Origin of the sequence: Acinetobacter sp. S4400-12, from assembly GCF_024129495.1 — a bacterium.
Lineage (GTDB): Bacteria > Pseudomonadota > Gammaproteobacteria > Pseudomonadales > Moraxellaceae > Acinetobacter > Acinetobacter lwoffii_C.
Genome location: NZ_JAMXYB010000022.1, coordinates 1 through 19,616, shown reverse-complemented (window position 1 = coordinate 19,616; position 19,616 = coordinate 1). Strand labels below are relative to the sequence as shown.

At 39.1% G+C, this 19,616-nt stretch carries 20 protein-coding genes and 1 pseudogene; 10 read left to right on the top strand and 11 right to left on the bottom strand.

Going from position 1 to position 19,616, the window contains the following annotated elements; translation table 11 throughout:
• Positions 1–265: 265 nt before the first annotated feature.
• The 3 genes from NI461_RS09675 to NI461_RS09665 all read left to right on the top strand — a co-directional run bounded on the left by NI461_RS09675 (position 266) and on the right by NI461_RS09665 (position 3,347).
• Positions 266–1,399, top strand: coding sequence for a 5-methyltetrahydropteroyltriglutamate--homocysteine S-methyltransferase (locus NI461_RS09675; protein ID WP_253157168.1), 1,134 nt, complete (start codon positions 266–268; stop codon positions 1,397–1,399).
• Positions 1,400–1,558: 159 nt separating this feature from the next.
• Entirely contained in the window at positions 1,559–1,852 is a 294-nt protein-coding gene (locus tag NI461_RS09670) for a hypothetical protein (protein WP_075175391.1), read from the top strand.
• Between the two features lie 109 nt (positions 1,853–1,961).
• On the top strand, positions 1,962–3,347 hold the full coding sequence (locus NI461_RS09665) for a methylenetetrahydrofolate reductase C-terminal domain-containing protein (RefSeq protein WP_005267252.1): 1,386 nt from the start codon (positions 1,962–1,964) through the stop codon (positions 3,345–3,347).
• Positions 3,348–3,623: 276 nt separating this feature from the next.
• Here NI461_RS09665 and NI461_RS09660 read toward each other — a convergent pair whose 3' ends face one another.
• The 3 genes from NI461_RS09660 to NI461_RS09650 form a co-directional block, all read right to left on the bottom strand.
• Positions 3,624–5,165, bottom strand: a complete 1,542-nt coding sequence (locus NI461_RS09660; RefSeq protein ID WP_253150969.1) for a PepSY domain-containing protein — start codon at positions 5,163–5,165, stop codon at positions 3,624–3,626.
• A 3-nt stretch (positions 5,166–5,168) separates the two neighbouring features.
• On the bottom strand, positions 5,169–5,405 hold the full coding sequence (locus tag NI461_RS09655) for a hypothetical protein (protein WP_051069421.1): 237 nt from the start codon (positions 5,403–5,405) through the stop codon (positions 5,169–5,171).
• A gap of 162 nt (positions 5,406–5,567) precedes the next feature.
• Entirely contained in the window at positions 5,568–6,236 is a 669-nt protein-coding gene (locus NI461_RS09650) for an epoxyqueuosine reductase QueH (RefSeq protein ID WP_075175394.1), read from the bottom strand.
• A gap of 443 nt (positions 6,237–6,679) precedes the next feature.
• Here NI461_RS09650 and NI461_RS09645 point away from each other — a divergent pair, with 443 nt between their 5' ends.
• From NI461_RS09645 to NI461_RS09615, 7 genes are all read left to right on the top strand, one after another.
• Positions 6,680–7,981, top strand: coding sequence for an MFS transporter (locus tag NI461_RS09645; protein ID WP_253150971.1), 1,302 nt, complete (start codon positions 6,680–6,682; stop codon positions 7,979–7,981).
• Positions 7,982–8,334: 353 nt separating this feature from the next.
• Complete coding sequence (locus tag NI461_RS09640) at positions 8,335–9,333, top strand: putative oxygenase MesX (protein WP_067728746.1); 999 nt, start codon at positions 8,335–8,337, stop codon at positions 9,331–9,333.
• A 42-nt stretch (positions 9,334–9,375) separates the two neighbouring features.
• A complete protein-coding gene (locus NI461_RS09635; RefSeq protein WP_005267229.1) occupies positions 9,376–10,404 on the top strand; it encodes a methionine synthase in 1,029 nt (342 codons plus the stop codon).
• A gap of 96 nt (positions 10,405–10,500) precedes the next feature.
• Positions 10,501–10,995, top strand: coding sequence for a flavin reductase (locus NI461_RS09630; protein WP_005267227.1), 495 nt, complete (start codon positions 10,501–10,503; stop codon positions 10,993–10,995).
• 43 nt (positions 10,996–11,038) lie between these two features.
• Entirely contained in the window at positions 11,039–11,839 is an 801-nt protein-coding gene (locus NI461_RS09625) for a sulfite exporter TauE/SafE family protein (RefSeq protein ID WP_005267225.1), read from the top strand.
• An 83-nt stretch (positions 11,840–11,922) separates the two neighbouring features.
• Positions 11,923–12,840: a LysR family transcriptional regulator gene (locus tag NI461_RS09620; RefSeq protein WP_253150973.1), complete on the top strand. Its 918-nt coding sequence runs from the start codon at positions 11,923–11,925 to the stop codon at positions 12,838–12,840.
• A gap of 445 nt (positions 12,841–13,285) precedes the next feature.
• Positions 13,286–14,437 carry a tyrosine-type recombinase/integrase gene (locus tag NI461_RS09615; RefSeq protein WP_253157172.1) on the top strand — a complete coding sequence of 384 codons (1,152 nt, stop codon included), beginning with the start codon at positions 13,286–13,288 and terminating at the stop codon, positions 14,435–14,437.
• A gap of 133 nt (positions 14,438–14,570) precedes the next feature.
• Here NI461_RS09615 and NI461_RS09610 read toward each other — a convergent pair whose 3' ends face one another.
• The 8 genes and pseudogenes from NI461_RS09610 to NI461_RS09575 form a co-directional block, all read right to left on the bottom strand.
• Complete coding sequence (locus NI461_RS09610) at positions 14,571–14,747, bottom strand: hypothetical protein (RefSeq protein ID WP_167513722.1); 177 nt, start codon at positions 14,745–14,747, stop codon at positions 14,571–14,573.
• Positions 14,748–14,764: 17 nt separating this feature from the next.
• Entirely contained in the window at positions 14,765–14,968 is a 204-nt protein-coding gene (locus NI461_RS09605) for a hypothetical protein (protein ID WP_253157167.1), read from the bottom strand.
• A complete protein-coding gene (locus NI461_RS09600) occupies positions 14,965–15,447 on the bottom strand; it encodes a DUF551 domain-containing protein (protein WP_253157166.1) in 483 nt (160 codons plus the stop codon). Before NI461_RS09600 ends, NI461_RS09605 begins: the two co-directional genes overlap by 4 nt.
• Positions 15,447–15,710 carry a hypothetical protein gene (locus NI461_RS09595; protein ID WP_253157165.1) on the bottom strand — a complete coding sequence of 88 codons (264 nt, stop codon included), beginning with the start codon at positions 15,708–15,710 and terminating at the stop codon, positions 15,447–15,449. The genes NI461_RS09600 and NI461_RS09595 overlap by 1 nt, the downstream gene beginning before the upstream one ends.
• Positions 15,711–15,744: 34 nt before the next feature.
• A pseudogene (ssb, locus tag NI461_RS09590) lies at positions 15,745–16,074 on the bottom strand (single-stranded DNA-binding protein); the annotation flags it as partial.
• Positions 16,062–16,550, bottom strand: a complete 489-nt coding sequence (locus tag NI461_RS09585) for a hypothetical protein (protein ID WP_253157163.1) — start codon at positions 16,548–16,550, stop codon at positions 16,062–16,064. The gene NI461_RS09585 and the pseudogene ssb, both read right to left, overlap by 13 nt.
• Complete coding sequence (locus NI461_RS09580; RefSeq protein WP_253157161.1) at positions 16,550–19,309, bottom strand: toprim domain-containing protein; 2,760 nt, start codon at positions 19,307–19,309, stop codon at positions 16,550–16,552. Before NI461_RS09580 ends, NI461_RS09585 begins: the two co-directional genes overlap by 1 nt.
• On the bottom strand, positions 19,309–19,548 hold the full coding sequence (locus NI461_RS09575; RefSeq protein WP_253157159.1) for a hypothetical protein: 240 nt from the start codon (positions 19,546–19,548) through the stop codon (positions 19,309–19,311). The genes NI461_RS09580 and NI461_RS09575 overlap by 1 nt, the downstream gene beginning before the upstream one ends.
• Between the last annotated feature and the right edge of the window lie 68 nt (positions 19,549–19,616).

Genomic DNA, 19,616 nt, shown 5'->3' with positions numbered 1-19,616 from the left:
AATTCACTGTTATTGTTGTTTTTTATAGTTTTATTCTATCTAAATTTATCTAATTAAACACCAGTACAGTTTTGTTGTTATACCTTCAATACTCCCGTTTTGAATGTAGTGCACATGAAAAACCAGACGATTCGTCGTCTGGTTTTTCATTAATAAACTGAAATACTGGTACAGCATTCTCTTTTCGTTGAAAGACATATCGATTAACGACACTTCTAATTTTACAAAGTGACCTTCTCAGAAGTCATTTTTATTTGGTTTATTTATGCAAAGTAACACATCTCCTCAAGCCAAGAGTCAATATGCGAATAATAAGGTAGAGCATATCGGTAGCTTTTTAAGAGCATTAAAACTCAAAAAAGCACGTTACGACTTTGCTGATCGGGTCATATATGAAGAGACATTAAGACAGGTTGAAGATGCAGAAATTGACAACCTGATCGATATTCAGCTTGATTTAGATTGTACCGTTATGACAGATGGTGATTTTCGCCGTACTTGGTGGCATTTCGATTTTCTTGAGCAATTGCAAGGCATAGAAAGCTACAAAACACGTGATGGATTGAAATATAAAGATGCGATCAGTAAACCGATTGACATCCGTATCACAGGGAAAATTGCTTGGTCAGAAGAACACACGAGTCTGATTCATTATCGTTATCTACATAAAGCAATTGAAGGTTTTGCAACTGCTAAATATTGCATACCAAGTCCAACTATGTTGCTTTTTCCACACTTAAGAAACAATCGGTTCTATGCAGATCGTATCAATGTCTATATTGCAGATATTGGGCAATCTTATCGAGAAGCAATTCAAGCGCTTTACCAAGAAGGTTGTCGATATTTACAACTGAATGATGAGTTTTGGGCCTATTTAAGTGATGAAGAATATAGAGCAACTGAAATCACTTCTGGTATGTCAGATCATGACTTAGCAATGCTAGGTGTAGAAATACTCAATCTTGCACTCAAAGATAAACCAGAAGATTTATTTATATCGTTGCATATTGACCGTGGCAACTTTAGTTCGAGCTGGTTGTATCAAGGTGATTATCACTTTATCTCTACATATATTTTCAAACAGTTGACCAATATCGATCGTTACTTATTGGAATTTGATACAGATCGGGCAGGTGGATTTGAACCTATTGCGCTACTCAAAGGCACACAAACAGAAGTATTTTTGGGCTTAGTCTCTTCGAAAAAAGAGTATGTGGAAAGTGAAGATGACATTTCACAGCGTATCCATGACGCAACTCAATTTTTACCCATTGAGCAATTAGGGCTGTGTTTACAGAGCGGTTTTGCTTCAACTGAAGAGGGCAACAAAATTTCCTATGATACCCAGTGGGAAAAAATTAAGTTAATGAATAAGGTCGCAAAAAAGTTCTGGCCTTAATTTCATCATTTACGTCTTGTAAAAGTGATCAGTCAAAGTATGCGTATTATTGCCTTGGTAATAACTGTAAATGCTTTAATTAATCCTTTTGCAAGATATTCAAATTAATCAGTATGTTTAAAAGTTTTAAGTAAGTTATCCAGTGGTTTGAGAGTAAAGATGTTAAAGGATAAAGAGTTTATTGGTCGAGTATGTCGAATGACAAATACCAATAACCCAATTGATTTTAGTGTGTTAAAGGTAATACGTTCTACGGAAAGTAGTATTCTAGGTTTCGAGATATCTAGAAAAAATACAAATGGTGCTCAATCAGAAACGGCTCTAAAAGATGATGTGAAATTTCAGGATCATGACAATTGGATAAGCGGTTCTGATCTGATCATTCAGCTACTTGAGCAAAAAATTAATACGCTTAGGCGTCAAATTAAAATCAGCTCAGCTAAAAGAAAATAAAGAATGTGAACAGGAGAGAACATTCAAATTGTATTTATCTACAATGACATGTTCTTTCCTGAATTTTAAATAATGTTTTAGCTTTAGGATATTTGGTTAATCAAGGGACATGCTTAATTTTTTTCAACACTTAGAACATTATAAATTTTGTATTTTAGTTGAATATTTGACTTCATCTAAAACTCAACATGTAGCACAAGATATTGCGGGTTTCTCAGCTTTTATTGCAATTGCTGACCGTGTCCATTCAGACCATGATATGGCACCGCTTGAGGCTAGTCAGCATTATTCAAAATCGAGCGATAAAGTTCTGCATTTTTCTGGGAAAGATCGAGATATTCAGGATTTTGAATTATTTTTAGATCAAGCCAAATCAGCCAATATTAAGAATCTTTTATTGCTGACAGGCGATAAGCTCAAAGAGCACAGTTATGGGGGGGATGAATCTGGACGTACCCGATATCTAGAATCGGTGAATGCCGTGATGGTAGCCAAGCGCCGTGGTGGATTTCATCTAGGTGTGGCCTTTAACCCGTTCAAATATGCTGAAGCTGAGCGTGACGCACAATATCTAAAACTACACAAAAAGATGAAGGCAGGCGCAGATTTTATTATTACCCAATTAGGGTATGACATGGATGCTTTAAAACAAGTAAAGGCTTTTTTAAATCGTCATCATTACCAACAAAAAATACTTGCTTGTGTTATGCCGCTGAGTTTTGCTCGTGCCAATTTTATGGTGAAAAATAAAGTCGCTGGTATTGTGATTACACCCTATATGTTAGGGGTGTTGGCTCAGGAAAAACAGGATGGGTTGAGTGATCGGGTTCATTTACGCTGTGCTTTACAGATCCTGATGTGTAAACATCTTGGGTTTGCCGGAGTTCACCTTTCAGCCTGTTACAAGCCTGAAGAGCAGATGCTTTTGGAAAGCTATATAGAACAATATCGGCATCTGGATTTGAATGCACTTGAAGCTCTCTGGAATTCATTATGGCAAGTGAAGACTGGAAAAGAGTTCATGCCAGAATTGCCTTATTACTCCCGTCAGCCGACATCCAGTCAGTTGATTAAATATCAGCAACTACATTTCATGCATGAGGCATTGTTTGAGTCCAAAATTGCCAAGGGTATCGGACGCTTTATTTTTAAAGCCTCATTTTGGGAGCATACACCTGCTGCAAAAGCATTACTGAAAACTGAATTTATCTCTAAGCATGGCGTTGTGGGCTGTGAAAGCTGTGGTCAATGCAGGCTAGGAGATACTTTATATATCTGTCCTGAAACCTGTCCAAAAGGATTGGCGAATGGTCCTTGTGGGGGGACTACCTTAGACCGCTGTGAATTTGGAGATCGAGAATGCATTCATTCTGTGAAAGCCCGGCTTGCCAAAGCCGTGGGACAGACTGACGTTCTAAAAGAAAAATTGATTCCAACTGTACCACTTGAAGTACGTGGCACTAGTTCTTGGAAAAATTGGTATACAGAAGCTTAATTCATTACATTAATTACGTTTAATGAATATCAAAATCAAAAGAATAGGCGTGATCAAAAGATATAGTGAAATAAAACCAATACTGTTTCCATAATGTGAGCAAAGTGGAAACAAGGATAATCCTAAAAGCAGTATTCCTAGAAATCTAGAGATCTGGGGATACTGACTAAGTACAGCAAAGCGACTTTGTTGTGTTTTTATACGCTGCTTTGAGCTCACTGCAAAAAATAACAGCATAGCTAAAATGATCAAGCCTAGACCAATGATAAGTTTCATTTAGCGTATACCGTTTATAAACTGATTTTGAGTCACTTGGTTTGATGCAATTGGTGCTATTTTTTGATGTAAAAATATAGCCAACAAAGCAAACAGAAGAATGAGTAGATCAACTCTCAAGAACATCCAATACGATGAGAATGAAGAAATAAGATGATGATTGAATAAGTAGCATAGGTTTATGATAGGTAGTATAAGAGCGAGAATGATGAAGCCCTTGAGTAAGCTTTTCCAAAGTTGATGCTGTGGCATTAAACAAGCGATTAAAAAGCAAATGAACCACACTGAGAAAAATGTAGTAATTTCATAATTGGGTAAATTGTAAGGTGCTGTCACTAAGCGGTTTATATAGAAATAACTCAGTACGGCAATACCAAGACCTATAGTTGCAGTCATATTAAGTCTGTTGACCAGATATGCACCAAGATGAAAGCTTTGTTTTTTATTTTTTATCTGTCTTTTTAAGCTCCATAAAAATAAGCCTGAAGCAATCATTGTTGCTCCGAGTATGCCCGATAAAAACAAGATGAATCGTAAACTCGGCTGTGCATAACGTGCCATGTGTAAGCTATATATTCCATTATTCAAAGTTGCTAATGCACTTGTATTTCGATTGTTTTTAAGCAATTCACCTGTATGTGCATTAAAAATAAACTGATCTTGGTTACGTGTGATCGTACGATCTTCTTTTTTATTAATTGTTATATGGGCCGATGATGTATTTGGACTTTTTACTGTAATTGTATCTAAGGGTGCAACTCCCCATTGTCGAGTCGTGTGCTTTAAAAAGTATTGTATAGGGCGCATTTCTGCTTTTTCAGGAGTTGAAAGTAAATCCTGCTGAGGTATTGTACGGATCTCTTCAAAATACTGAAAAGGATTGTCAGGATAGCTGAGTTTTAAATTTGCAGGGAAGAGTACATAAAAGAACATCGCCAAGCCTGTAAATGCCGTCACAAAGAAAAACGGCATCGCTGTGACAGCGGATACAGTATGATAGTCAAGATAAGAGAGTTGTCCCTTATTAGTACGTAAAGTAAAAAATTCGATCAGTAATTTTTTATGAGTAATCACACCAGAAATCAATAAAATTAATAAAATAAAGGCAGTAAAAGTGACGATGATCTGTCCTGTCATATAAGACATGCCATAGAGTTGAAAGTGCAGTCGATAAAAGAAATCACCACCTTGGGTATTTAATAACTGTAATTCACTGCCAGTTGAAGCATTTAATATTCTATTTTCGAAAGCACCTTCAGCCGTTTGCCAAAAGACACGATTTACAGGTGCATTATCATGAGCAACATGGATAAACCAACTTTTTGCATCGGGAGCATGTGTTTGTAAATAGGCAAAAGCGGATTGAGCTGCCTCATTAGAGCTAGTTTGCATAGTTGCAAATTGAGGTTGCATCCAGTAATTGATTTCAGTTTTATACAAACTCAATGATCCCATCACAAAAATGAGAAAGAGCAACCAACCAAAAATTAAGCCTAGCCAAGAATGCAAAGTTGCCGTAGATTGTCTAATCGATTTCAGCATGAATTATCCTAAAAACTTGTGTGTAAGAAATAAAATGCTGAGTACAATCAGGCTTAATAGAGACAACCATTTCAGGTTCTTGATACAAAAAATCAAAATGACAAATGCGATATAAAAGATAAGTGCGACCAATGAGCCAAGCAAAACAGATTCGGCTTTAGGTAAAAAAGATTGGCATAAATGAATCAAATTGAGGGCAAAAAAATAAGTGCATAGATAGCCAATACCAAAGCCAATCATAAAGCGATAAAGTGTAATTAAATGAAGTTTCAAGGCGTTTGATCGCAGTATATTTGATGATGAAATTGAAAGCTAAATAGCCAATCTTAGAGAGTTTTGATCTGTATAACTCTTTTGAATTACAAAGATGAGATACCCAAATAGATTGGCTATTTTAGCGTATTAAGTCTCGTCATCCATGGCATTCGAATAGAATTTCACACCTAATTTAATCCGTTCACGACCTTGGCTCATACGCCAACGGTTGGTGTCGCGCAAGGAATAGACACAGCCACAATATTCTTGTTGGTAGAACTCTTCCTTCTTGCTGATTTCGAGCATACGAACAGCACCACCATTTTTACGCCAGTTGTAATCCCAATAGGTAATGCCTGGGTAATGTGAAGCAGAACGATGACCACAGTCATTAATCTGCTGCATGTTCTTCCAACGGGAAATACCAAGCGAGCTACTTATTAGACTGAAGCCATTTTCGGCTGCATATAAAGCTGTACGCTCAAAACGCATATCAAAGCACATGGTACAACGGATGCCTTTCTCAGGTTCATTTTCCATACCTTTGGCACGTGCAAACCAATTGTCAGTATCGTAATCACAGTCGATAAAAGGGATATTATGTTTTTCGGCAAAGCGAATATTTTCTTCCTTACGAATTTCATATTCTTTTATCGGGTGAATGTTAGGGTTATAGAAAAAGATTGAAAAGTCGATACCTGATTCAATCAAGGTTTCCATCACTTCACCTGAGCACGGCGCACAGCAGGAGTGAAGCAGGAGTTTGTCATGACCTTCTGGGAGAGTCAGTTTTTGACGTTCAAGTTTATTTGACATGGAAATAGGGCTTAAATCTAAACCCTACATCTTAACAATCTAATCTCATGGTTAAGGTGATTTTTGCTCATGTTTAAATGAGTGATCTTCAGGATGTAAGTTGTGAATTAAATTCATCTTTTGGTGAGGAAATATCGTTTTACTCATGTATTGGTGTGGGTGTAAATTGCACTGGTGAAATATGATTAGAGCTTAAACAAATCAATTGAATGAAGCCAAATTTTAAAATTGAAGGCTGAGCTATTTTTTCTTTGGAAAAGCTAAAAATAGCTCATTAATTTGAATACTTAAATTTCGCTAAAAGTCATAAAAAAATTGAATCGGGTTCTAAACATATTTTGTTCAGTGTATATCTAAGCCGTCATCATTTTTTTTGTACAAATATAAATGAGAGCCGACTTATTTATATCTTTTGATTTTTTATCGAATGATGATGGTCTTTCATGGAATATGTAGAACACAACACCTCCACGGTCAATCCAAATTCTAAAACACGTGTTTTATTTGCGAGTCTGGTAGGTACAACAATTGAATTTTTCGACTTTTATATTTATGCCACGGCTGCTGTACTGGTTTTCCCGCATTTATTTTTCCCTGAAAGTAGTGGTAGTGCCGCATTACTGCAATCTTTAGCCACTTTTTCAATTGCATTTATCGCACGTCCAATTGGCGCTATTATTTTTGGACATCTTGGTGATCGAATTGGCCGTAAAGCCACACTCGTTTCTGCATTGCTATTAATGGGGATTTCTACAGTTTGCATCGGACTATTACCGACCCATGCACAAATTGGTGTGGCTGCACCCATCTTGTTAGCATTGTGTCGTTTAGGGCAAGGGCTTGGTTTGAGTGGCGAGTGGAGTGGTGCGGTATTATTCGCCACAGAAAATGCACCAAAGGGTAAACGTGCATGGTATGGCATGTTCCCACAGCTCGGTTCTCCAATTGGTTTTATTCTTGCGGCAAGCTCATTTTTATTATTAGGTGCATTTTTATCAGATGAAGCCTTTATGCAATGGGGCTGGCGAATTCCGTTTATTGCAAGTGCATTGCTAGTATTCGTTGGCTTATATATTCGATTAAAACTACACGAATCTCCAGCTTTTCAAAATGTTTTAAACAAGCAATCAGCAGTTAAAGTACCTTTGAAGGATGTGCTCACCAAACATATTGGAAAAGTGGTATTGGGTATGTTGGCGACAGTATGTACCTTGGTTGTATTTTATTTGATGACGATATTTGCATTGAATTGGGGGACAACCGCATTAGGGTATAGTCGAGATACTTTTTTAAAAATCCAACTGATTGCAACAGTGTGTTTTGGTCTGTGTATTCCTATCTCTGCATTATCCGCTGAGAAGTTTGGTAGAAAAATAACATCCATTGCCATTTGTATTCTGACCATGATCTTTGGATTGTTCTTCTCAACATTTTTTGTTGCTGATAACGTATTATCAGTATTGGTGTTCCTGTGCCTTGGTTTAAGTATTATGGGCTTAACTTATGGACCACTTGGGACCATTTTGTCTGAAATTTTCCCTGTTTCAGTTCGATATACAGGAACAGCCTTGTCTTATAATTTGGGTAGTATTTTAGGCGCATCATTTGCCCCTTTGATTGCAACTCAATTGGCTCAAAATTATGGTTTGCATGCTGTGGGATATTATTTATCTATCGCGGCAGGTGTTTCTCTATGTGCTTTCATGTGTATTCGTGAAACAAAAAATGAAAACATTATGAGCTGATTGTTTTATTGCACATGATGCTCAATTTCGGGCTTATTCAATCGTATATTTTAAAATGAATAAGCCCACAACTCAGATACACCTTATCCCAACTCGTTTTCTCATCATTAAATGTTCATCATTGTATCGATATACAGATGCATTCGATTTCTATTTAATACGTGTCCAACACTTGATCTTTCAATATGGATATTTGATGAGGCGATCTCATCCATTGCATGTTAAAAAAACACCAACATGAGATTTACTCATCTCATCCTGAATTTATATCGTTTTACTCATTTTATGATTCACGTTTAAATAAAGCCATTCAGAAATTTAGATTTTGTAAAATTTTTTAGGTGGCAATCTCCATGAGTCAGAAATTTGCATGTTCAATCAAACGCATTCGTTTCGATGAAAACTATGAACCAGCAAACAATACACGTTTAACCACGAATTTTGCTAACTTGGCCCGTGGTGAAAGCCGCCAAGAAAACCTGCGTCGTACACTTGCGATGATCAACAATCGTTTTAATAGTTTGGCTACAGTCGACAATCCAAAAGGCGATCGCTATTCACTTGAGATCGATATTATTTCTGCAGAGATTGATATTGAGGGCAACGGTCAAACCTTCCCATTTATTGAAACACTAAAAAGCACCATCATTGATCATAAAACCAATCAGCGCATTGAAGGCATGATCGGAAACAGTTTTTCTTCTTATGTTCGTGATTATGACTTTAGTGTTGTGCTTCCTGCATTAGGCTGTAAGTTTAATGAGATGCCTGAAGATTTTGGAGACTTGCATGGCAAGTTATATTTACATCTAGTGAACTCTGAAGTATTTAAAACAGAATTTAGAAACAATCCTGTTATTTGTTTAAGTGTTTCTACAACAAAAACTTATTACCAAACAGCTAACGTGCATCCAGTACTCGGTGTCGAATACACCAATGATGATTACTCACGTACTGATGCCTACTTTGCCAAAATGGGCTTAAGCGTTCGTTACTTTAAGCCTCAAGGCGCGAATGCACCATTAGCTTTCTACTGTGCAGGCGATCTACTTCGTGACTACACTGATTTTGAATTGATCAGTGCGATTGCGACTATGGAAAGCTTCCAAAAAATCTACCGTCCTGAAATTTACAATACCAACTCTCCGGCAGGTGTGGAATATCAACCAAGCTTGAGCTATGGCGATTACTCACTGACACGTATTGTTTATGACCGTGTTGAACGTGGTGAATTGGCGGTGAAACAAGGTAAGTGGACAGAAGAAAACTTCATCAAACCGTATAAAGACATTTTGGACGAGTGGGCTGCGAATTTTAAAATTGAAAATGCTCAGCAAGACCAAGCGGCTTAATCCATTGCATTGATAGACGAATTTAAAGAAAGAAGATTAGACATGGCTATTTTATTACCAACATCAACAGCAGGCAGCTTACCGAAACCGTCATGGCTCGCTGAACCTGAAAAATTATGGTCAGCATGGAAACTTGAAGGCGAAGAACTTCTTGAAGCTAAACGTGATGCGTTAAAATTATCATTACATGAGCAAGTCACTGCTGGTATTGATATCGTAAGTGACGGTGAACAAACCCGTCAGCACTTCGTAACGACCTTCATTGAGCATCTTGAAGGGGTGGATTTCGAAAAGCGTGAAACCATGCGTATTCGTAATCGTTATGAAGCAAGCGTACCGTCGGTTGTGGGTGAAGTTTCTCGTAAAAAAGCCGTGTTTGTAGATGATGCGAAATTCTTGCGCAGCCAAACCAATCAACCAATTAAATGGGCGCTTCCTGGTCCGATGACCATGATTGATACACTTTACGATGGTCACTACAAGAGTCGTGAAAAATTGGCTTGGGAGTTTGCTAAAATTCTTAACCAAGAAGCGTTAGAGCTTGAAGCAGCAGGAGTCGACATTATTCAGTTTGATGAGCCTGCATTTAATGTGTTCTTTGATGAAGTAAATGACTGGGGTATTCCGACCTTAGAGCGTGCGCTTGAAGGACTCAAATGTGAAACCGCTGTGCATATTTGCTATGGCTACGGCATCAAGGCAAATACGGATTGGAAACAAACCTTGGGTAATGAATGGCGTCAGTATGAAGAATCATTCCCTAAATTACAAAAGTCAAAGGTAGATATCATTTCGTTAGAGTGCCAAAACTCACGTGTACCGATGGATTTAATTGAACTGATTCGTGGCAAAAAAGTCATGGTTGGGGCAATTGATGTGGCAACCAATCAGGTTGAAACGGCTGAAGACGTGGCAAATACTTTGCGTAAAGCATTGCAGTTTGTAGATGCTGACAAACTCTATCCTTCAACCAACTGTGGTATGACGCCACTTTCTCGCCAAGTTGCACGTGGCAAGCTTGAAGCCCTAAGTGCAGGTGCAGCCATTGTTCGTAGAGAATTAGAGGCTTAATCAAACGCAGTTTGATGCTTAGCAGGGTAAATGCTTACTGAATCATTTGTCCTGTTCTAAGCAAAAGCACTTGATTATACATTTGAGATAAAAAAGATGATTGAAGCAACAGACTTTAGAAATGCAATGTCTTTACTAACGACTGCAGTAAATGTGATTACAACCACAGGCGAAGCAGGGATGCATGGCTTTACTGCATCTGCGGTATGTAGTGTCACAGATACTCCGCCAACATTATTAGTCTGTATGAATCAATCCTCTCGTTCTCATGCTCAGTTTATTGAAAATCAAGTCTTAGCTGTAAATGTACTGAGTACTCAGCATGAACAGCTTTCAAATGCGTTTGCTTCAAGCAAGTTCAGTTCTGAAGATCGTTTCAAACTAGGTGATTGGAGTAGGTTGGAAACAGGATCACCAATTTTAGAAGATGCTTTAGTCAGTTTTGATTGTCAGATTGAGAATGTTCAACAAGTCGGTACACATAGTATATTTTTATGCCGCGTACTTGCAGTAAAACACAGCGATCAAGAAGAAAGCTTGGTGTACTTTAACCGCGCTTATCATCAAGTGGGTCAGTTAGAAACGGCTTAAAGCCCATTGCTTCAATACTCTATTCTTTAAAAGTCAGTATATCGTGGAATTAATCATTTTTTTTGCCATCGGGGCGCTTGCAGGATTTGCAGCAGGACTCTTTGGTGTTGGTGGTGGAACGATCATCGTCCCATTACTCTTTATTGTTTTTACTCAGATGGACTACAGTCCTGATGTCATTATGCATTTGGCATTAGGAACCTCATTAGCCACCATTGTTGTCACTTCAATTAGTTCATTGATGGCACACCATAGAAATGGTGCAGTGATGTGGTCAGTATTTAAAAATCTGGCGCCACCGATGGCGATTGGCTGTTTTGCCGGAGCAGCGATTGCAGGATGGCTCTCAGGAATACATCTTCAACTCATCGTTGGTTTATTCTTGATTTGGGTGGCATATACTATGTTCATGGGGGCTAAAAAGGTCGTGGACTCAAGTAGAACACTGCCTTCAACTGGTAAGCAGGTGGCTGCAGGTTCAGTGATTGGGGTGGCTTCAGCTATTTTTGGGATCGGTGGTGGCAGTTTAACCGTCCCGTTTCTCAACCGTTATGGCGTCGTCATGCAAAAGGCAGTGGGAACATCTGCCGCTTGTGGTTTACCCATTGCGTTCGCTGGTGCTTTAGGCTTTATGATTTTTGGGATGAAAGCACATGCTGCTGTGCCTAACAGTATTGGCTATGTACATACTTACGCATTCTTAGGCATTAGCCTGATGAGTTTCTTTACAGCTAAGTTGGGTGCAAAAACAGCGCATGCTTTATCACCGCAAATGCTGAAAAAATGTTTTGCGGTATTGTTGAGTATCGTTGGATGCTTTTTCCTGTTTAAAGGATTGAGTTAAGAGATATTCAATTAATTTGATATGAAGAACAGGCTCACTCAGTGTGGGCTTTTCTGACATTATAGTTATTGTTTGGGATTTACATGATAGAAATACGACATTTGAAAACACTGACAGCCTTGAGAGAGCACGGTTCATTGGTTGCAGCAGCAGGTGACCTATGTCTGACTCCTTCGGCTGTATCTCACCAGTTGCGAGAGCTAGATCAATGGTTTGGTGTAGAAGTTGTCAATCGTCGTACACGTCCTATCAGTTTCTCTAATGTTGGCTTACGTCTATTGAAATTGGCCGATGAAGTATTGCCACAAGTTCAAATTACACAAAGCGACATTACACGTATTATTCATGGGCAAACTGGTCGGATTACTTTTTCTTCCGAATGCCATAGTTGTTTCGATTGGCTCATGCCCTTACTCAATCAATACCGTATTCAATATCCCGATGTCGATTTGGATTTTGCATCAGGATTTGAAGCAAATCCACATGAGTTATTGCAAAATGGCGAATTTGATTTATTGATTACTGCAGATCCGATTGCTTTGAAAGGTGTTGAATACTTTCCAGTGTTTGAGTATGAGTCTCGACTTGTCTTATCGACAACACATCCATTGGTGCGTGCAGAACACATTACTGTTCAAGAGTTGGCTGAAGAAACGCTTATTACATATCCAGTGGATAAACATCGTTTGGATATCATGTCTAAGCTATTTATTCCTGCAAATATTCAGCCGAAAAATATTCGAACCACCGACTTGACCCAAATGTTGATTCAGTTGGTTGCAAGCGGTCGTGGTATTGCCGCATTGCCTGATTGGGTGGTGAATGAATATGAGCAAAAAGGTTGGGTCACTTCACGACGTCTTAATTGTGTTGCACCTGAAGGTTTACGTCGTACCTTATATGCTGGTTTTAGAACGGATGAAAAAGACAAAGATTACTTTGATGGTTTCTTAAAGCAGCTTGAGCGATTCTCAAAGAAAAGAATCTCTTACTACAGTTAGTTCTCTGAGTCTTTATCATTGCATTATCCTAGGGGGGATTTAGACAATAATAGTTTTATGATTCAATGCACTAAATCAAATTTGGGTTCACATTGGGTAAAAAATAATTGCCACATTTTTTGCCACACTTTTTTTAAATCCTATCAAAAACTATCAAATGAAATTATATAAATGATTGAAAATACAAACAATTATATTTGATAGATTTTGATAGAGTTAAGCTTTAGCGGGTTCAACTCCCGCCACCTCCACCAAATGTGTTAATCAGGGTCAATCATTACAAATCAGAATTGATCAGGATTCAGCAGAAAAGCCTTGAAACTTAACGGTTTCAGGGCTTTTTTGTGTTCATTCATCTGTCATGATAAATCACATTGAATCATTGAAAATCATGGTCTATCAAACTAGGATGTTATACCAACGTTATACGGGTATAACATTTGAAATGTTGTCAGACTTAAAAGTAAAAAATTTAAAGCCACAAGAAAAACGCTATTCGATTGCAGATGGGGAAGGGCTGATTATTTCTGTATTTCCATCTGGGAAAAAGAAATGGGTGCTGTCGTATCGACACCACGGCAAACAGAATCAAAAAACGCTCGGTGAATATCCTGAAATTGGCTGTAAGGATGCAAGAAACCTTGCCCGGGATTTTAAATCACAGCTAAGTGGTAAAAAAATCAATGTGCCGACTTTGGGGGAAGTTATCCAGGAATGGTTGGCGATCATGGGGCCACGCTGGACCAGTGATAAATATAAATATACGGTGATTTACCGGTTAAATTACATTGCTGAAGATTTCTCTGACATCAGTGTTGATGAAATTGAACGAAAAGATGTCGTAAAAAAAGTAAAAGAGATTGTGGCCAAAGGAACCATTGAAACTGCCAAGCGATCCTTGCGCCTGTTAAGTGATGTCTTTAACTTTGCAATTGCATCCGATTACACTGAAAAGAATCCATGTATTTTAGTCGGTGATGTAATTCCTAAACAGGACGTTGAAAATTTGGCTGCATTGAAGCCACATCAAATGAAAGAGTTTTGGACGAAGATCCAGCAAAGCTATGTCACTGATGATTTAATGATTGCACTAAAACTTGCCTGTTATACCGCTGTTCGTATATCCGAGTTGCTTCATGCCAGATGGGATACAGGCGAAATTGATCTGAATAAAAAAGAATGGATCATTCCAGCATCGCGGATGAAAATGCGTCGTGATCATGTAGTCCCACTGACGGATCAGACAGTCGAGCTGTTTAAAATCATGTATGACCGCAAAACTGATGAAGGTTTTATCTTTAAACATACGCGAAAGCCGAATATGCCATGCCGATCAGAAAGTATATTGGCCATTATTAAGCGTAATGGCTATGCAAAGCTGATGACTACGCATGGATTCCGTACCGTTTTTTCAACACATGCCAATGAGTCGACCTTATTTCGGGAGGATGTCATTGAATATCAGATAGCCCATGTGCCGAAAAATAAAATCCGGGGTATTTATAACAGGGCAGAATACTGGTCAGAACGGGTGGAATTGATGACCTGGTATGCCAATGAAGTAGATAAATGGATAAAAACTTCTGAAAATGGTTAGAAATGCAGATTTTTTGCATTAAAAGATTGAAAAATAGAATAAATACGCTGATTTTAAATGGTTAGAAACTGGCTAGAATGCAGTTAAATCAGGGTTAGAACATAGAAAAAGGGCATAAAATATGCCCTTTTTCTTATGATTGCGTCCCGATACTGGTATCGTTTTTCATGGTTTCGAGTGTGGAATCTTTCCATTCCTTCCGGTTGCCGAATACCCGTTCAGGTGGATATTTGTTGATGTAATGCTTTTTAAAGGTATTTACGCAAATCCCCAATTCTTTGGCCACCTTGACCATTGGATGCCATGACATAAGTTAATTTCCTCCCTTTAAATTACTGAAATAAAGTCAAAGTGTTTTAGATTTAGATGTAAGGGTGTGAACCAGGTTCTTACCCACATAGTCTGGTTGAAGGTCAGCAGCCGGTCTTTACCATCTTCTTTAAAATAGGTCACACGGTCGCCCTTAATTGCCACAATGGAGGCACCTTCAGGCTTTTCGGCCTCGAGTTGTGTAAGGTTTTTTTCAATCATTGGCTTTGTTCCATTGGATTGGTTAAGGGCATCCAGTGTGGAATTTCATGCTCAAAATGAGAGTTGATAAAAATATCCTCACCTGCATACGTGCAGATTTTATAGTTTGGATCTTTATATGGTTTTTCATGAGCATGTGGTCTGAATACCAATACCTTTTGGCCTTGTTCAGGCATCTCATCTTTAACAGAAATCCATTCTGGCATCGCTTGGGCTTTGGCTTCCTTCACCAAGCAAATCAAGCACGGCTCTTCATCGGGGTACTGACTGTTAAAAATACCAGTAGGGGATTCACATTTTTTTAAGTGTTCATCACAAAGCAGCAGCTTAATTTTTTGATCAGATTGAGCCTTGGCCTCCCGCTCAACAGCGTTTGCAAAGTCATAAACATAAGCGTTTAAATCCATATTTCCGCTTGCTTGCTCTTTTAATTTGAAGCCATTTGCTAAAGCTAATTCTTTAACTTTTTCAATATCCATCACGCCACCTCATCCCAATCAAAATCTTCACCAAGCTGTTCACTGTTATCCGAATCATACAAAATGACAGAGATAATCTCGTATTCATCCATTTCTGGCATGTTGGCCATTTTTTCAAAAGCTTCATGAATACTTTCAAAGTTACCGTACAACGTTTGAATTTGTGTGGCAGTACCACCGCCCAGTAATTCGAGTGACTCTTGAATTTTTGGGTCTAAAGTTACATCTTTACGAATACGAACCTGGTATTTTTTCTTTTCCATGTTGATTCCCTTAATACGCATTTGCTTGTGGTGCAGAGTCGAGCATCTGAAGCTGTTCTGCCTGAATTTCTGTGGTGTAGCGTTCAATGCCGTTCTGATCCGTCCATTGACGTGTTTTTAATTTGCCTTCGATATAAACCTTTGAACCTTTTTTCAGGTACTGCTGGGCAATTTCGCCTAAACGGTTTTTGACCACAATGCGATGCCACTCGGTTTGTTCAATCCATTCACCAGACTGTTTGTTTTGCCATTTTTCAGTAGTTGCGATTGAAAACTGTGTGAGTGAGCCGCCATTTGGAAAGCTTTTGCTTTCAGGATTGGCACCCAGTGTGCCGACCAGAATTACTTTATTTACACCACGCATGATGCTTCTCCTTCAAATTTGGCAAAATGGCTGAAATGAGCCGTGAAGCATTTGTTGTTATTGGTAAATGGAATGTCCGGGTTTTCGATATGGCAGACATAAAGTTGATCTGTGCCGACGACCTGCTTCACTTCAAAACGCTGGTGACCGCTGACAATGAACTTGTAACGTGCAAATTCATCAGGGATCCAAACGATGTCGCCTACATTGAAATCATGCACACTTACTACTTCAGGATCTGTAAACGGCAAGGAAGAATCAAAATCCAGTTTAGCTGTTTCCAGTCCACCAGGTTGTGCTGTGCCAGTTTCAACAATGTTTTTCATTTCGTTGATCAGAATGCATGCTTCAGTTGGCATGTGCTGAATGCATGGGTGCTGATTCAAAACATTATGCAAACGAAGTACACGTGCTGAAATGTCTTGGTGTTCAGCGATCATTTTGAAATAGCTTTGATCTTGAGTTTGAGCGTTCATTATTTTTTTGCCCCTAAATTTGGATTAGTGAAGATCCAGCACTTCACATTGCGTGAAGCTTTACCTGGTACATCACGACTTTTTGAAACCGCTGCCACGTCATCTGCAGGGAAGCGGTCTGAATACACCTGTTTGTTGCTTTCAATGAATTTGTACTTGCGCGATGTACGAAGCAGTTTTTTCATTTCATTGATTTCTGGCAGCTGCTGATAGTTGCGTGCAGCTACTTTGTAGATTTCGTTTAAATTGATTGCGAGGGTTTGAGCATCGTTGTCATGGTGGTTTAAGCCCCATTCCGGTGAACGGTTGCCTTGCAGGTATTCGTAAACATCCCAGAATTTTTCCACGTCAGGATGATCACCATTCAACTGTTCAACACGTTCACGTGCCATGTCTTCAAGCATGGCTTGTGCTTCAAGCATGTCTTCAAGGTCAATCGGTAAAACGTGTTTGGTCATTGCTTCAATCAGTGCTGCCACTTGTGCATGACATAAGGCAATACGTGTATGGGTAATGCCAATTTCATGATAGTGATCTTCAATTGACTGTAACTTTGACGCATAGGTTTCCAAAATTTTGTCTTCATTGCGCAGGCAATGGGTCATGAAGGTGCAGGCATCTTCCAGTTCCATACGATCCAGTTCATCGACAATGCGTTTGGTTTCCAGTGACTGTCCTTTGCGGTCGAAGTACAGGTGCAAGGTACGTGTCAAAATTGCTTCTGAAGCCTGAATTGCAGTGTTCTGTGAAATTAGAATGGCACCACGAAACGGTGGTTCATAGGTTTCATTACCTGCAGTCTTTAAACCTTTAGAACGGATGGCACGACCGTTAAACGCATCTTTCAATTCATCCCAACTGAATTTGGACTTTTGAACAGCATTACCATTTACGTCATTACGGTCGCCTTCGATCAGTACCACTGGCAGGTTGGCGATCTGGGCAAAGTTACGGTACACCGCCACATTGGTTGATTTGTTTGCATCAAAGCCTTCATAGTCTTTACGACCTGAAAGTTTCCACATGAGTTCGATTAAACGTGATTTACCTGCACCGGCTTCACCGACAATTTCCATAAATGGATATGAGCTGTGCATGCCACGGATCTGTTCAGCAAAGTAAGAACCCATCCACCACGCCAGGGCAATTACGCCTTTTGCGCCACGAACACGGTAAAAGTCTTTCCACCATGATGGTTCAAACTGTTTTTTAGGATTCAAGGTGATCGCTGGTGAACTTGCCAGTGTTTTAATTTCCTGACGTTTTACTTTGAAAAAGTCATGCTCATTGATGGCAATGATTTGACCTTTATGCACGGCATATTTTTCAAAGATGTAAGTCTGGTATTCACGGCTATAACCAATGTAGTCAATGGTTTTTACTTCACGTAAACGTTCGGTTTCACGTTTGATAAATGTTTCCAGGTGCATATCTGTACCTGTCCACATTGCACCCGACATGACTGACATGACACGTGGTTTGAACTTTGAACGTGAAGACATCTGGTCTGCAGTAAACGTGGTTTTTGCTTCTGACCAAGGGCTTTGCAGTTTGAAGTAATACCAGGATTCATCAGTGATTTCATTGCGCTGAAAATACAATGGCTCAATTTGAGCATTACAAATTTCTTTTGCTGCAGAACAGTTCTTCAATGCACTTGAACGGATCTCTTTATCAGTGAGGATCTGACCACCATTTTCTGCTGCTTCATTGTTGCGGTCTTCCAGGTGCTGAACTGCCTTGTTGAATTTGTCGTAGTCCAATTCCCACCAGTACAAACGGAATTTGTGGTTGTAATAGAAGGTGTGACGACGACCTTCATAGAAGTTATAAATCAGAAGACCTGCTTCTTCAGCCGTTTCAGCAATCAGCAATTCACCATAGTGTTTGTATTTTGGGAATTGATCAGGATTGAGTTTGTCCCACTGGAACAAGTCATTCCAGTCGAGTTTTTTACCACCATTTGCCGGTGGCTGTGCAGCTGTAGACGACCAACCTTCAGCACGTGAACGTTCATGCCATTTAACTGTGTAGCCTTTACCTGCTGAATCATTGTCAAATGCCCAGCGTAAACGTGGCTTGTCAATTTTTAGTTCATGGCAACGATCTGCAATTTGCTTTAAGAAAGCAGAAGGGTAATTGACACATGACAGGCATGATATGGCTTTGACACCTGACTGACTCAGTGCAATGGCATCAAAGATACCTTCAGTGATCCAAACGGCTTCACCCGTTGCACCGAGTTTGCAGATTTCATCTAGTTCATGTATTGACCATGCTTGACCTGCATTTTTAAAGCCATAGTTTAAGCGTGCTTTTTTATTGCCAAAACGTTCAGGTCGGTCAATCAGACGTTCCCAATAGTTTTTGTCGTCCAACATAAAGCGAACAGTTGCAGAGGATTCGCCAGTGTTTGAGTCTTTATAGAACTGCTGGGTGTATTTACCAATTAAGTTTTTAAGATCGAAACCACGACCTTCTGACAAGAAAGCATCAGCAGCTGCGTTTGGATTTGTATCGGTTTGTGGATGGTATTCAGACCAGTCTTTGAATAAATCTTCACAGATGTCTTTGACGTGTTCTTCATAACCACATTTGACCAAGCGACCACATTTCACGATACGTGGATTATGGGCATGGGTATAAAGTTCTTTTTTACCGCACTGTGGGCAGATCCCTTCACGGAACCATTCGCCACGTGTCTTGAAGCTGAACATATTTTCAAGACGGTTAATGATGCGATGTTTCATTTCAGACATTAGTGAAGTCCTTTTACGTTGCTATTTACAATCCATTCCCAGTCCTTTGCATCTTGGAATGTGATGATTTGATGCTCGAATAAGGCTTCGATATAGCCTTTGAGTTTTTCAGCAAAACGTAGACGTTCTTCACCAGACAAAGTTTTAAGTTGTGCTATACGATTGCGTAAGGCTTCTGTACCATTGCGATTCGCAATTTGATTCTTTCGTTTTATGCAAAGTTCTTGAAGTGTTGTCATTCTGTTTACTCTTAGCTTGAATTAAGTAAACTAATAAGCTTTTCAGGGGCTTATTGTTTATTTTTGGC

What these genes read in the sequence shown, in the direction of transcription:
- NI461_RS09675 (WP_253157168.1), top strand. Translation starts at nt 266, where the DNA reads ATGCAAAGTAACACATCTCCTCAAGCCAAGAGTCAATATGCGAATAAT.
- NI461_RS09670 (WP_075175391.1), top strand. Translation starts at nt 1,559, where the DNA reads ATGTTAAAGGATAAAGAGTTTATTGGTCGAGTATGTCGAATGACAAAT.
- NI461_RS09665 (WP_005267252.1), top strand. Translation starts at nt 1,962, where the DNA reads ATGCTTAATTTTTTTCAACACTTAGAACATTATAAATTTTGTATTTTA.
- NI461_RS09660 (WP_253150969.1), bottom strand. Translation starts at nt 5,165, where the DNA reads ATGCTGAAATCGATTAGACAATCTACGGCAACTTTGCATTCTTGGCTA.
- NI461_RS09655 (WP_051069421.1), bottom strand. Translation starts at nt 5,405, where the DNA reads ATGATTGGCTTTGGTATTGGCTATCTATGCACTTATTTTTTTGCCCTC.
- NI461_RS09650 (WP_075175394.1), bottom strand. Translation starts at nt 6,236, where the DNA reads ATGTCAAATAAACTTGAACGTCAAAAACTGACTCTCCCAGAAGGTCAT.
- NI461_RS09645 (WP_253150971.1), top strand. Translation starts at nt 6,680, where the DNA reads ATGGAATATGTAGAACACAACACCTCCACGGTCAATCCAAATTCTAAA.
- NI461_RS09640 (WP_067728746.1), top strand. Translation starts at nt 8,335, where the DNA reads ATGAGTCAGAAATTTGCATGTTCAATCAAACGCATTCGTTTCGATGAA.
- NI461_RS09635 (WP_005267229.1), top strand. Translation starts at nt 9,376, where the DNA reads ATGGCTATTTTATTACCAACATCAACAGCAGGCAGCTTACCGAAACCG.
- NI461_RS09630 (WP_005267227.1), top strand. Translation starts at nt 10,501, where the DNA reads ATGATTGAAGCAACAGACTTTAGAAATGCAATGTCTTTACTAACGACT.
- NI461_RS09620 (WP_253150973.1), top strand. Translation starts at nt 11,923, where the DNA reads ATGATAGAAATACGACATTTGAAAACACTGACAGCCTTGAGAGAGCAC.
- NI461_RS09615 (WP_253157172.1), top strand. Translation starts at nt 13,286, where the DNA reads ATGTTGTCAGACTTAAAAGTAAAAAATTTAAAGCCACAAGAAAAACGC.
- NI461_RS09610 (WP_167513722.1), bottom strand. Translation starts at nt 14,747, where the DNA reads ATGTCATGGCATCCAATGGTCAAGGTGGCCAAAGAATTGGGGATTTGC.
- NI461_RS09605 (WP_253157167.1), bottom strand. Translation starts at nt 14,968, where the DNA reads ATGATTGAAAAAAACCTTACACAACTCGAGGCCGAAAAGCCTGAAGGT.
- NI461_RS09600 (WP_253157166.1), bottom strand. Translation starts at nt 15,447, where the DNA reads ATGGATATTGAAAAAGTTAAAGAATTAGCTTTAGCAAATGGCTTCAAA.
- NI461_RS09595 (WP_253157165.1), bottom strand. Translation starts at nt 15,710, where the DNA reads ATGGAAAAGAAAAAATACCAGGTTCGTATTCGTAAAGATGTAACTTTA.
- NI461_RS09585 (WP_253157163.1), bottom strand. Translation starts at nt 16,550, where the DNA reads ATGAACGCTCAAACTCAAGATCAAAGCTATTTCAAAATGATCGCTGAA.
- NI461_RS09580 (WP_253157161.1), bottom strand. Translation starts at nt 19,309, where the DNA reads ATGTCTGAAATGAAACATCGCATCATTAACCGTCTTGAAAATATGTTC.
- NI461_RS09575 (WP_253157159.1), bottom strand. Translation starts at nt 19,548, where the DNA reads ATGACAACACTTCAAGAACTTTGCATAAAACGAAAGAATCAAATTGCG.